Origin of the sequence: Streptomyces sp. NPDC019531 (assembly GCF_044903305.1) — a bacterium.
GTDB lineage: Bacteria > Actinomycetota > Actinomycetes > Streptomycetales > Streptomycetaceae > Streptomyces.
Window position 1 is genome coordinate 13226 of sequence record NZ_JBJDQL010000073.1, and the last position, 12918, is coordinate 26143.

Genomic DNA, 12918 nt, shown 5'->3' on the forward strand with positions numbered 1-12918 from the left:
CACGTCATCATCGAAGAGGCCCCCCGCGAGGACGTGCAGGCGGCCGAGGGGCCCGCAGAGCCGGAGCGTGGCGAGGCGGCCGGACGTGGTCTGCCCTTGCTGTGGCCGCTTTCCGCCAGGACCCCCGACGCGTTGTCCTCGTTCGGCATCAGCGGCACCGACGCCCACGTCATCATCGAAGAGGCCCCCCGCGAGGACGTGCAGGCGGCCGAGGGGCCCGCAGAGCCGGAGCGTGGCGAGGCGGCCGGACGTGGTCTGCCCCTGCTGTGGCCGCTCTCCGCCAGGACCCCCGACGCGTTGCGGGCGCAGGCGGCCAGGCTCGCCGGCCATCTCGCCGACCGCCCCGGTACCGACCCGGCGGACGTCGGACACACCCTGGCCACCCGCCGGGTGGCGTTCGAGCACCGGGCCGTGGTCGTGGGCGCGGACACCGACGCCCTGCTGAGCGGGGTGACGGCCCTGGCCGAGGGCCGCCCGGCGCCGGAGGTGATCGAGGGCACGGCCCCTGCCTCCGGCTCCCGGACCCGGATCGCCTTCCTCTTCACCGGGCAGGGCAGCCAGCGTCCCGGGATGGGACAGCGGCTCCACGAGCGTTTCCCGGTCTTCGCCGAGGCGCTCGACGAGGTGTGCGCCGCCCTGGCCCCCCACCTCGACCTGCCGCTGCGCGACGTGCTGTTCGCCGCCGAGGGGTCACCGGAGGCGGAGCTGCTCGACCGCACCGGGGTCACACAGCCGGCCCTGTTCGCCTTCCAGGTCGCGCTGTACCGGCTCGTCGAGTCACTGGGGGTGGCCCCCGACGTCCTGCTGGGGCACTCGATCGGCGAACTCGCCGCCGCCCATGTAGCCGGTGTGCTGTCCCTGGCGGACGCCTGCGCGCTGGTGGCCGCACGGGGGCGGCTGATGCAGGCGCTGCCGGGCGGTGCGATGGCCGCGCTCCAGGCGACCGAGGAGGAAGTGGCGCCCCTGCTGGCCGAGTTCGGCCCGGCGCTCGGTGTCGCCGCCGTCAACGGACCGCGGTCGCTCGTCGTCTCGGGCGACGAGGAGGCCGTCACCGAAGTGGCCGTGCGGTGGCGCGAGCGGGGGCTTCGGGCCGACCGGCTCCGCGTCAGCCACGCCTTCCATTCCCCGCACATGGAGCCGATGCTTCAGGAATTCGGCCGGATCGCCCGCGAGCTCTCGTACGCTGCGCCGCGCATCCCCATCGTCTCCACGCTGACGGGCAGGCCGGTCAGCGCCGCGGAGATGTGTTCCGCGGAGTACTGGGTGCGGCACGTGCGGGAGCCCGTACGGTTCCTCGACGGCGTGCGCCGGCTCGCCGCCGACGGCACCGGCGTCTTCCTGGAGGTGGGCCCACGCGGCGTGCTGACGTCGATGGCCCGCGGCTGCCTGGACGACACGGCCGTGCTGGTGCCCGCCGTCCGGAACAACCTGCCCGAGGAGCTCTCCCTGGCGCGGGCGCTGGCCCGGCTGCACACCGTGGGCACGGCCCTGGACTGGAAGGGCGTCCTCGCCGGCCACGGTCGCCCGACGGACCTGCCCACGTACGCCTTCCAGCGGGACCGCTACTGGCTCGGCACCCCGGCCGCACCGTCGGGCGGCGATGCCGCGGCGGCCGGTGCCACCCCGGCGGGCCATCCGCTGCTGGGCGCGGCCGTCGAACTGCCGGACACCGACGGCCTGGTGTTCACCGCCCGGCTCTCCCGGCAGAGCCACCCCTGGCTCGTCGATCACACCGTCCTGGACACCGTGCTGCTGCCGGGCACCGCCTTCGTGGAATGGGCGCTGCACGCCGCGCGTCGGACCGGGTGCGCCGGGATCGCGGAGCTGACCCTTGAGGCACCGCTGGAGGTGCCCGAGCGGGACGCGGTGCTCGTCCGGCTCTCGGTGGACGGCCCGGACAGCGCCGGAGGCCGCCGGATCACCGTCCACTCACGCGGCGAGGACGACACCGGGGCCGGGGCGTGGACCCGCCATGCCACGGGCATCCTGGCGGCCCCCGGGGCTGCCCCGCCCGAGCGGAGCCCGGTGGATCCCGGCGCCGCCCGGCCGCCGCGGGAGGCGGTCCCGGTGGACACCACCGGCCTCTACGAAGAGTTCGCCGGGCGCGGCTTCCGCTACGGGCCGGCCTTCCGGGGGCTCAGGTCCGCGTGGCGCGACGGGGACACGGTCTGGGCGGAGGTCGCCCTGGACGAGGAGATGTCCGCGCAGGCGTCCGAGTACGGTCTGCACCCGGCGCTGCTCGACGCGGCCCTGCACGCCGCGCTGATCCCGCTTCTGGAGCATGAGACGGGCACGCCGCTGCCGTTCGCCTGGCGGGGGGTACGGCTGCGCACCCCTGGGACCACGACGCTGCGGGTGCGGGTCACGAGGGGCGGCGGGCCCGCCCGGGGCGCCGTGTCGTTGGACGTCATGGACGGCGAGGGCCGACCGGTCGCCTCGGTGGAGTCGCTGCTGCTGAGGCCGATGACCGGCGACCGGCTCCGCGCGGCCGTGACCCGCCGGAACGGCATGCTGCTGCGGCTCGGCTGGAATCCGCTGCCGGGTCCCGCCGTGGCGGCGAGGCCGGGACAGTGGGCGGTACTGGGCACCGAGGGCCTGGGGCTCGCCGACCGGGCGGCCGCCGCCGGACACACGGTCGAGGCCTACCGGTCGCTGGCGGCCTTCGACACCGCACTACGGGTCGGCGCAGCGGTTCCCGATGTCGTGCTGGTGTCCTGCGCCACCCCGCCGCAGGAGCCACTGTCCGGGGCGGTGCGGTCGGCGACCCAGCGGGCCCTGGTGCTGGTGCAGGAGTGGCTCGACGACGACCGCCTGACCGGGTGCCGGCTGGTGTGCGTGACCCGTGGCGCGGTCGCGGCCGCTCCGGGCGAGTCCGTACCCGATCTCGCGGGGGCCGCGGTCTGGGGCATGCTGCGCAGCGCGCAGTCGGAACATCCGGGCCGGTTCGTCCTGGTGGACCTGGACGACGAGGAGAAGTCCGGCCGGGCCCTGGCCGCGGCGGTGGCCTCCGGCGAGCCTCAACTCGCCGTACGTGCGGGTGTGTTGCTCCGCCCCCGGCTCGCCCGGATGTCCTCCGAACCCCGTGCCGCGGTCGTTCGGGGGTGGGACGCCGAGGGCACCGTACTGGTCACCGGGGGCACCGGAGCGCTCGGCGGGCTGGTCGCCCGTCATCTGGTGCGCAACCACGGCGTACGGCATCTGGTGCTGCTCAGCCGCAGCGGTCCGGCCGCCCCGTCGGCCGCCGCGCTGGTCGGCGAACTGGCTGAGCTCGGTGCCCGGGTCACGGTGGTGGCGTGCGACGCGGCGGACCGCGCCGCACTTCAGCGGGTGCTGGCCGAGATCCCGGCCGAACACCCCCTGACGGCGGTGGTGCACACCGCGGGTCTGGTGGCGGACGGGACCGTCACGTCCCTGACTCCTCGTCAGTTCGGCCACGTGCTACGGGCCAAGGTGGACGCCGCGCTTCATCTGCACGAGCTGACCAGGGATCTGAGGCTCGCCCAGTTCGTCCTGTTCTCCTCGGCCATCGGTGTCCTCGGCGGCGTGGGTCAGGCCAACTACGCCGCGGCCAACGCCTTCCTGGACGCCCTGGCGCACCACCGCAGGGGTTCCGGCCTTCCGGCGGTCTCCCTGGCCTGGGGTCTGTGGGGGTACGGCGAAGGCATGGCCGCGGGGCTCACGCGGTCCGACATCCAGCGCATGGAGCGCTCCGGCCTGGCACCCCTCTCCGCCGAACAGGGCCTCGCGCTGTACGATCTCGCGCTCGCCAGTGGTGAGGCGGCGCCGGCCCCGATGGGGGTCAGCGAGGCGGCGCTGCGGGCACCCTCCGGGGCGCTGCCCGCGGTGCTGCACGGCCTGACCCGGTCGGTGTCCTCGGCCACCGGGCAGGATCCGGTGGCGCCGGCGACCGGGTCCGGGGCGTCGGCGGACGCCCTGCGGAGACGACTCTCGGGGCTCCTGCCCGACGAACAGGAACGCGAGGTCCTGGAACTGGTCCGGGCCCAGGCCGCGACGGTGCTCGGGTACGCCACACCGGAGGCGGTCGCGCCGGAGCGGGAGCTGCCCGATCTGGGATTCGACTCGCTGACCTCGCTGGAGCTCACCAACCGGCTGGCCGTGGCGACCGGGCTGCGGCTGCCCGCCTCGCTCGCCTTCGACCACCCGACCGCGGCCGGGCTGGCGGGCCGGCTGCGGGACGAACTCGTCGGGGCTGGACAGCCGCTCCGGTCGTTCACGGTCGGGTGACGATCAGGGCGCCGGTCGCAGTGCCGACCGCAGGACGCGGGCGACCGGCTCCCGGTTCTCCGGCGCGAGCAGGGCGAAGTGGCCGCCGTCGAGCAACTCCACCCGGCATCTGCCGGTGGTGTGATCGGCCCAGGCCGGCAGGAGGTCTGCCGGGATCAGGCGGTCGGAGCGCCCGCCGAGGACATGCACCGGTACGGTGACGCGGACCGAGTCGAAGTCCGCCCCGGCCTCCCGGCCGAGCCGCAGGTCCGCGTCCAGCACGTCGAGAAGGCGTTGCCGCATTCGGTCGTCCCGCAGTACACGGGTGGACGTACCCTCGCCCGCCTCGACCACTCCGAGCAGATCCTCGGCCGTGCGCACCTCCAGGGCACGCCGGGCGCCCCCGGGTATCTGCCCGCTCACCACCAGCGCCTGGCAGGCGTCGCCGAGCAGTTGGGCGATCCGGGCGGCGAGCAGCGCGCCGAGGCTGTGTCCCACGACCACGGTGGGCAGCGGCGCCAGCCCGCGTATCCCGGTGCGGAAGCTGTCGAGTACGTCGTCGAGCGCGCAGCCGATCGGCTCGTCGTAGCGGCGCTCGCGCCCGGGCAGGCAGAGTCCGATGATGTCGACGTCATCGGGTACGGAGGCGAGCGCGCCGAGCAGTGAGCTGGGGCCGGCACCGGAGTGGGGCAGCACCAGCAGCCTGGCCCGGGCCGACTGTGCCGTCCGGCGGCGCAGCACGGGCCACCAGAGGTCCCTGGCACGAGATGTGGTGGACAGTCAGATCCCTCCCTCGGTCAACTCCGGGGTGAACCCGGTGTCTTCTCCGCGTAAGAGTGCGCCCTGCCCGCCCGCTCTCCACCCCTGCCGTGCCGTTGTACGGCACAAGGGGATGACAGTTGATCTTTCAAGGATATCTCCTGGTAACAGCCCCGAAGCAAGCTCTCCATCCAAGGGCGGTAGGAGATCTGATGCGGTACGAGATTCTTGGCGCTCTTCGCGTCGTTGACGACTGCGGCAGCCGGTTCATCAGCGCGCGCAAGACGGGGACGCTCCTGGCTGTCCTGTTGATCCGGGCCAACCAGGTCGTTCCCCGAGAACAGCTGATCACCGAACTCTGGGGCGACAGCCCGCCCCGCCGTGTGGACGCGGCGCTGCACGTGTACGTCTCCCAGCTCCGCAAGTTCCTCATCCGGCCGGGACGGCCGGACAGCCCGATCGACACCAGGGCCCCCGGCTACCTGCTGCGGACCGGCTTAGACGAACTGGACCTCGATCAGTTCCAGCGCCTGGTCGGCGACGGCCGGACGCACGCCCGCGCCGGACGTCACCAGGCCGTGGCAGCCTCGCTGGAGGCCGCGCTCTCCCTGTGGCGCGGGCCGGTTCTGGAGGGACTGCGGGACGGGCCGGTCGTCAGCCACTTCATCGCCTGGCTCGACGAACTCCGGCTGGAGTGCTGGGAACTGCTGGTCAGTTCGTACCTGGCACTGGGCCGACACCACCAACTCGTCTCCACCCTGCGCGCGCTGATCATCGAGCATCCGCTCCACGAGGTGTTCCACTGTCAGCTGATGCTCGCGTTGTACGGCTGCGGCCGTCGCGCCGAGGCACTCGGCGTCTACTCGGCGGTACGCAAGACTCTCCGTGCGGAACTCGGGCTTGAGCCGTCCCGTCCCCTGCAGGTGCTTCAGCAGTCCATCCTGATGGACAAGGACACCGACGTGGCCGTCCCCGTCGCCGAGCCCGCGGGGCTGGTCAGCCTCGTGCGGAGCCGGGTATGAGCACCTCGGCCGGAACAGGGCGGGCAGGACCCCGCATCCACAGCCGGACTCCCGCGGCGTGCAGGGCCGTCAGCTCGCCGAAGCTGTGGCCCGTGACGCAGGTGGGCTCCAGCCCGACGGCCCGTCAGGACGGACAGCAGGGCGACGCTCCGCCTGGTCAGGGCGGGCTCGGACGGCCCACCTCGATGAAGGGGGGAGGACCTGGCGCGACGCCGCTCTGAGCAGCCTGGCGGCCCACGCGGCGGAAACTCGGTGCCGTACGACCGGACTCGTCGACAGCGCGCGGGGCGGCGTGCGCGTCGGCCGGCCGGGCCGCGAGTGCCTGGGCGGGCGAGGCCTTCTCCCACAGGTTGCGCCATCGACCGTGCCACGTTCGTTGGCAGGTCAACGCACCGAGGAGTCGGCCGCGTTGTGGGCCGCCTCCCCGGCCCCGGTCCCGCGCTGCCTCTCCGACCGGTCGGAGCGCCAGGTCAGCAGCGCGGCCATGGCGGCACTCACTGCTGCGATCAGCGGCAGCGACACCGCGCTGTGGAAGGTGCTGAGGCCGATCGCGCCGATCAGGCTGGCCGAAGCGATCGCCAGGAACGTCACCGCCGCGTTGAGCGAGACGCCGAGCGCCTCCGCTCCCGCAGGCGACAGCGCCATGATGCGGGACTGCTGAGGCGCGGTCATCGACCAGGCGCTGGCGCCGGTGATGGCCACCACGGCGATCGCGGAGGCGAAGTGGTTTCGTCCGGGCACCATGGCCAGGAACACGACGGTCAGCCCGACCGTGGCGCCGATGACCACGCGCCGCGGTCCGTGCCGGTCCGCCAGCCGGCCTGCCATCAGGTTTCCGACGGTACCGGCCAGCCCCAGGACCAGCAGGAGCAAGGCGACCCGGTTGCCGTTCCCCCCGGTCGCCGGTGCGAAGACCGCGCTGATGTAGGTGTAGGGCAGGTAGATGGCCGTGAACGTCAGCCAGGTGACGAGCAGGACGCGCAGCACCCGGCGGTCGGACAGCGGAGCGAGCCGCTGCCGCAGCCCGACCGCGGCCCCCGGCCGTACGTCCGGCAGCCGCAGCCCGATCGCGGGGGCCACGGCGAGGGCCAGGGCGGCGACGAACCACATGGTCGCCTGCCAGCCGAAGGCATTGCCGATCGCGGTGCCCAGGGGAGCTCCCAGGGCGAGTGAGGACGAGAGGCCGAGCGTCACCACCGCCAGTGCCCGTCCTCGCCGTTCGCTTCCGGCGACCGCCGCTGCGGCGGCTCCCGCGTTGGGCGTGAACATCGCCGCGCCGGCCGCCGCCAGCAGCCGGGACGCCAGGGTCAGACCGTAGGTGGGCGCGAGCGCGGTGGCGATGTTGCCCACGGCGAAGACGCAGAGCGCGGTGACCAGCACCCGGCGCCTGGACCAGGTCGCGGTCAGGGCGGCCAGCACGGGTGACAGCAGCGCGTAGGCGAGGGAGAAGACACCGACGAGTTGGCCGGCCGTGGCGAGACTGATCTCCAGCGACCTGCTGATGTCCGGGAGGAGGCCGGCTATGACGAAGGTGTCCGTTCCCACCGCGAAGGTGCCCAGGGCGAGGATCGCCGCGTGGGAAAGCCAGCGTTCTCCTGCTGTGGTCGGCGTGCTGTCCGCCATCGTCGTTCCTTTTCTGGCAGGTCGGCCCCCTCATACCGGGAGGCGCGGGGGGTCGGGGTCGGCGAGCACGATGGACCGTTGCGGATCGCGCAGGGCACGGCGCGGCTCGGACCCGGGTCACGGCGTGTCCTGGGCCGTTTCTGGGGACTGTTTCGCGCAGTCCCCAGAAAGCGATGTGACGGTCAGGGAGACGTGTCGGAGACGTTGGTGATGGCGAGCGTCACCTCGCCGTCGCAGAGCCCGCCGTCACCGTCCCAGTACCGATGGGACGTGACGGCCATCAGGAACGGTCTGCTCCCGGCCGGGGCCTTGCGGCTGAGGAACCGGAACTCCATCTCGCCCTGGAACGACCGTGCGTTGATGGGGCGTCGGAAATTGCTGGACAGCCGGGCGATGAGGATGTCGGGGAGCTGCCGCCGCCAGTAGTCCGCCATGGTCCAGGAGGAGAACTCGTCACCGAGGCCTTCCTTGACGGACTTCGCGACCAGGTAATACATCATCTGGTTGTAACAGATATTTACCTCGACGGCGTTCAGGTGCCCGGTGTCGTCGATGTAGCACGACTCGGGGATGGCGAATTCGCAGCGCGCCGTCGGCATACCCGACCGCAGTGTCACCTCGGCCGTCCGAAGGTACTTGCAGTGCTCCTTGTACGGCTGCAGAACCCGGGGCAGGAGCTCCGCGTCCGTGGCGAACGTAACCTCCTCCGCCGCCTTTGCCGGCATGAGGTCCGGGGTCACGCCGGGACCTCGTCGTAGAGCTTGCGCTCGTCGTGGACGGTCACCCGGAAGGAGACGGTCGGTTCCGGCGTGGTGGTGTGCCGGGCGCGGTGGATGAGGCTGCGATTGTCCCAGACCAGCAGGTCACCCTTCTCGAAGGTCTGGAGGTGGATGTTGGGGTGGCTGAAGGTCTCGTCGAGCTGGCCGGTGGCCTCGAAGAGCCGCTGGAGCAGGTCCGTCTCCATGGGCTTGCCCTGCTCGTCCTGAATGTCGACGGTGAAGCCCTCGCTGTTGTACAGCACCGTCTCGCCGGTCATCGGGTGGATGAAGGCGCTGGGTTTCACCACGGGCGGGGTCTTGGTGTCCACCTCTTCGATGATCTCGGAGAGAGGCCGGTAGACGTCCGTGGGGCGGATCTTGAAGTACTTGCGCACCGAGTGCTGGCAGAAGGTCCCGGCGACTTCCTTCTTGAGGTCTTCGGGGAGCCTTTCGTACGCCTTTCCCATGTCGATGAAGTAGGTCCCCCGGTTGTTCTGGGGAATGACCTGCGGATAGATGATGGTGAGCCCGAAGGGGTCCGGCATGAACTGGTAGTCGGCGTGCCAGAACTTACCGGTCTTCGGCACCCCTATCTGCTTTCCGTCCTTCGGCACATTCGAGGAGACGAAGACCTCCTCGACCTCGGGGTGCTTGTACATCGGCTCGTAGTAGGTCTCCGGGCGACCGAAACGCTTGCCCACCTCAAGGAGCTGCTGCGGTGTCAGGTCCTGGTTCTTCAGGACCACGATCTTCCTGGTGTAGACGGTCGACTTGATGGCGTCGATGTCCGCTGACGAGGCGGCCGCGTAGTCGAAGTCCTCGACGACGGCGCCGATATCCTGTCCTGCGGATTCGGTGATCTTCATTTGTTGCTTGTCCTTTCGAAAGACGGCTGCGGCTACTGGGCGAGCTTCGAGTCGATCAGCTGGGTGGTCAGGGCGAGGGTGAGGTCTTCCTCGAGTTCGTTGTCCGCGATGCTGACGCCGAGATCGCGTTCGATCCGCATGCTGATCTCGACCATGGTCAGCGAGTCGACGTCCAGCTGGGCGAAAGTGACGTCCGGGCTGATCCGGTCCGGGGGAGCGTCGTGCAGTGCCGTGACGATCTCGACCAGTTGGGTGTAGGTGGTGCTCATGAGGCCTGGATTCCTCCTATATCGTGCGGGTGTTCGATTTTGGAGAGGGTGGGCCAGCGCAGCGTGCACGAGCCCCAGGTCAGGCCGCCCCCGAAAGCGGTGAGCAGGACGCGGCCGCTGGTCTGGATGTTCTGGTGATGCGCCGCCTCGGCCAGGGCCAGCGGAATCGACGCGGCGCCGGTGTTGCCGACCGACTCGATGTTGGAGACGCAGCGTTCGCCGGGCACTCCCAGCTCCGCGGCCACCGCCCGCAGGATGCGGGCGTTGGCCTGGTGCGGTACGAGGTGGTCGACGTCATCGGCTTTCCAGCCCGTCGCGTGGAGCGCGGCGTTGGCCGACGTGGTCATGCGTGTGACGGCTTGCCGGAAGACTTCTTGGCCCCGCATGGAGAAGTGGCGGTCGGACCGGCTCGGCTCGCCCGGCGACGAGCGCTGCCGGGAGCCCCCCGCGGCCACCATGATCAGCTCTTCTCCGGTGCCGTCGCTGCCGAGGTCGAACGGTCCGACGGCACCCGGCTCCGTGGGGGCGCCGGCACGCAGGACGACCGCTCCGGCACCGTCTCCGAAGACGACGGCGTTCGTCCGGTCCTCGGGGTCGACGATGGTCGAGTACGTGTCCGCGCCGATGAGCAGCGCGCGGTCCGCCACGCCGGTCGCGATCAGTCCGGCCACCGTGGCCAGCCCGTACACGAACCCGGTGCACACGGCGTTCAGGTCGAACGCGGCCGCGCCGGTGAGGCCCAGTCGGCCGGCGACGGCCGGGGCTGTGGCCGGGCAGGGCCGGTCCGGGGTGGTCGTGACGACGACGACCGCGTCCACGGACTGCGTTCCGGCCGAGTCCAGCGCGCGGCGGCCCGCGGCCACGGCCAGGTCGGAGGTGGCCTGCCCGGCTTCGATGACATGCCGGCTACGTATCCCCGTTCGGGTGCGGATCCAGTCGTCACTGGTATGGAGACGGGTCTCCAACTCCTCGTTCGTGACGGTGCGGGGCGGTACGAAGCCGCCCAGTCCGCAGATCACGGCCGCACGGTCCGGCCGGCCGCTGAATTCGTGTGGGAGCGCAGATGTACTTGCCACAGCGGTCCGCCTCCTTTGTTCGGTGCCCATCCGATGCGGATTCGGCCTTCGGGGAGTACCGCGGTATAACCCCGAATGGATCGGATGCAAATTTCCGAGTCAGGGCCCGCATACTGTAAAACACGGTCCCAAAAATAATCTAAAGCGTTTCCAAATCCCTTTTTCCCTTGCCGTTCGCGGACGGATTGAAGTAGAAAAACCCCGTCCGGGTAGTGGAGGGTAATGTGGACGAGTTGCTCGATCTGATACGTGTCGGCACGGCCGAAGTCCTGGGGTACTCCGGAACCGAAGAAATCGAGGCCGACTGCACCTTCCAGGAGCTGGGAGTCGGTTCCCTCACCGCGCAGGAACTGCGGAATCGACTGAGCCGGTCCACCGGCCTGGAGCTGCCTTCCACGCTGGTTTTCGACTACCCGACTCCCGAGGCGGTGGCGCGGTACCTCCGCACGCTGCTGACCGGCGAGGAGGAGGATCCCGTCCGCTCGCAGGCCCCCATCGCCGCGGTGGACGACGATCCGGTGGTGATCGTGGGCCTGGCCTGCCGTTTCCCCGGAGGCGTGCGCTCCCCCGCCGACCTGTGGGACCTGGTGGTCTCCGGCACCGACGCGGTCTCCGGATTTCCGGTGGGGCGTGGCTGGGACGCCGAGGCCCTGTACGACCCCGATCCCGACCGGCCGGGCACGCTGTACGTGCGGGGCGGCGGTTTCCTGCATGACGCGGACGGCTTCGACGCGGAGTTCTTCGGGATATCGCCGCGGGAGGCCCTGGCCATGGATCCGCAGCAGCGCCTGCTGCTGGAGGTGTCCTGGGAGTCGCTGGAACACACCGGAATCGATCCGACCTCGTTGAAGGGCACCCGGACGGGCGTCTTCACCGGGCTGGCCGCCTTCGACTACCCGTCGATCGTGCAGGCCGTGCCGGAACTCGACGGGCATAGCCTGACGGGCACTCACGCCAGCGTCGCCTCCGGCCGGGTGGCCTACACCCTGGGCCTGGAGGGGCCGGCCCTGACCGTCGACACGGCGTGCTCCTCCTCCCTGGTGGCGCTGCACCTGGCCGCCGAGTCGCTGCGCCGGGGCGAGTGCTCACTGGCGCTGGCCGGCGGGGCGACGGTTCTGTCGGGGCCGAGCGTGTACCTGGGATTCAGCCGGCAGCGCGGGCTGTCGCCGGACGGCCGGTGCCGGGCGTTCGCCGACAGCGCCGACGGCTTCGGACCCGCCGAGGGCGTGGGTGTGCTGGTGCTGGAGCGGCTGTCGGACGCCCGGCGCCACGGGCACCGGGTGTGGGCGGTGGTGCGCGGTTCCGCCGTGAACCAGGACGGGGCCTCCAACGGGCTCACCGCCCCGAACGGGCCCTCCCAGCAGAGGGTGATCCGCGAGGCGCTCGCCGCCGCCGGGCTGTCGACGGACGACGTGGACCTGGTCGAGGCGCATGGCACCGGCACCCCCCTGGGTGATCCGATCGAGGCCCAGGCCCTGCTGGCGACCTACGGCCAACGCCCCTCCGGGCGAGCGCCGTTGCTGCTGGGGTCGGTGAAGTCGAACATCGGCCACACCCAGGCCGCCGCCGGCGTGGCCGGCGTGATCAAGGCCGTGCTCGCCCTGCACCACGGCACGGTGCCGCCGACGCTGCACGTGGACCGGCCGTCGTCCCACGTCGACTGGTCGGCGGGCGCGGTGCGGCTGGCCACCGAGGCCGTGCCCTGGCCGGAGCTCGACCGGCCGCGCCGGGCCGCCGTCTCGTCGTTCGGCATGAGCGGCACCAACGGGCACGTCATCCTTGAGGCACCGGCGCCCGAAGCGAAGGCCGGTGCTCCCGACGGGAGTTCGGCCGTCACGCTGCCGTGGGTGTTGTCGGGTCGTACTCCCGGGGCGCTGCGTGAGCAGGCCGCACGGCTGTGCGCGTACGCCGAGGCCCACCCCGACGCCGACCCGGCGCGGATCGCGGCAGCACTGGCACACGGCCGCACCGCCTTCGAACACCGCGCGGCCGTGCTCGTACACAGCCACCAGGACGCCGTATCCGGCCTGTCCGCACTGGCCGCCGGCGAGCCGGCCGACCACACAGTGACCGGCACCGCCCTGCGCAAGCCCGCACCCGTGCTGGTCTTCCCCGGCCAGGGCTCGCAGTGGACGGGCATGGGACGCGAACTCCTGGCCTCCTCACCGGTGTTCGCCGACTGGATCACCCAGTGCGAGACGGCGTTCGCCCCGTATGTGGACTGGTCGCTGACCCCGGTGCTGCGCGGCGACGACGACGCGGCGTCTCTGGAGCGCGTGGACGTGGTCCAGCCCGCCCTGTTCGCCGTGCTGACGGGCATC

Annotated in this window: 9 protein-coding genes; 3 read left to right on the plus strand and 6 right to left on the minus strand. The window is 71.6% G+C overall.

What is annotated here, in order from left to right; translation table 11 throughout:
* On the plus strand, positions 1-4245 hold a 4245-nt coding region (locus ACI2L1_RS42425; protein ID WP_404744824.1), incomplete at its 5' end, for an SDR family NAD(P)-dependent oxidoreductase.
* A 3-nt stretch (positions 4246-4248) separates the two neighbouring features.
* Here ACI2L1_RS42425 and ACI2L1_RS42430 read toward each other — a convergent pair.
* Positions 4249-4965 carry a thioesterase II family protein gene (locus tag ACI2L1_RS42430; RefSeq protein ID WP_404744825.1) on the minus strand — a complete coding sequence of 239 codons (717 nt, stop codon included), beginning with the start codon at positions 4963-4965 and terminating at the stop codon, positions 4249-4251.
* A 230-nt stretch (positions 4966-5195) separates the two neighbouring features.
* Between ACI2L1_RS42430 and ACI2L1_RS42435 the strand changes: the two genes are divergently transcribed.
* Entirely contained in the window at positions 5196-6005 is an 810-nt protein-coding gene (locus ACI2L1_RS42435; RefSeq protein ID WP_404744826.1) for a BTAD domain-containing putative transcriptional regulator, read from the plus strand.
* A 384-nt stretch (positions 6006-6389) separates the two neighbouring features.
* Here ACI2L1_RS42435 and ACI2L1_RS42440 read toward each other — a convergent pair whose 3' ends face one another.
* The 5 genes from ACI2L1_RS42440 to ACI2L1_RS42460 all read right to left on the minus strand — a co-directional run bounded on the left by ACI2L1_RS42440 (position 6390) and on the right by ACI2L1_RS42460 (position 10540).
* A complete protein-coding gene (locus ACI2L1_RS42440) occupies positions 6390-7628 on the minus strand; it encodes an MFS transporter (protein WP_404744827.1) in 1239 nt (412 codons plus the stop codon).
* A 182-nt stretch (positions 7629-7810) separates the two neighbouring features.
* Positions 7811-8353, minus strand: a complete 543-nt coding sequence (locus ACI2L1_RS42445) for an FcoT family thioesterase (RefSeq protein WP_404744834.1) — start codon at positions 8351-8353, stop codon at positions 7811-7813.
* A gap of 11 nt (positions 8354-8364) precedes the next feature.
* Entirely contained in the window at positions 8365-9252 is an 888-nt protein-coding gene (locus tag ACI2L1_RS42450) for a TauD/TfdA dioxygenase family protein (RefSeq protein WP_404744828.1), read from the minus strand.
* 32 nt (positions 9253-9284) lie between these two features.
* Positions 9285-9521: an acyl carrier protein gene (locus ACI2L1_RS42455; RefSeq protein WP_404744829.1), complete on the minus strand. Its 237-nt coding sequence runs from the start codon at positions 9519-9521 to the stop codon at positions 9285-9287.
* The gene (locus ACI2L1_RS42460; protein WP_404744830.1) at positions 9518-10540 is read right to left on the minus strand and encodes a beta-ketoacyl-ACP synthase III; all 1023 of its coding nucleotides are present in this window, start codon (positions 10538-10540) and stop codon (positions 9518-9520) included. Before ACI2L1_RS42460 ends, ACI2L1_RS42455 begins: the two co-directional genes overlap by 4 nt.
* Positions 10541-10821: 281 nt before the next feature.
* Here ACI2L1_RS42460 and ACI2L1_RS42465 point away from each other — a divergent pair.
* Positions 10822-12918 (plus strand): type I polyketide synthase (locus ACI2L1_RS42465; RefSeq protein WP_404744831.1); only part of this gene is annotated, 2097 nt, incomplete at its 3' end.

Excerpts from the sequence above, each read along its gene's own strand:
- ACI2L1_RS42435 (WP_404744826.1), top strand. The coding sequence starts at position 5,196 with ATGCGGTACGAGATTCTTGGCGCTCTTCGCGTCGTTGACGACTGCGGC.
- ACI2L1_RS42440 (WP_404744827.1), bottom strand. The coding sequence starts at position 7,628 with ATGGCGGACAGCACGCCGACCACAGCAGGAGAACGCTGGCTTTCCCAC.
- ACI2L1_RS42445 (WP_404744834.1), bottom strand. The coding sequence starts at position 8,353 with ATGCCGGCAAAGGCGGCGGAGGAGGTTACGTTCGCCACGGACGCGGAG.
- ACI2L1_RS42450 (WP_404744828.1), bottom strand. The coding sequence starts at position 9,252 with ATGAAGATCACCGAATCCGCAGGACAGGATATCGGCGCCGTCGTCGAG.
- ACI2L1_RS42455 (WP_404744829.1), bottom strand. The coding sequence starts at position 9,521 with ATGAGCACCACCTACACCCAACTGGTCGAGATCGTCACGGCACTGCAC.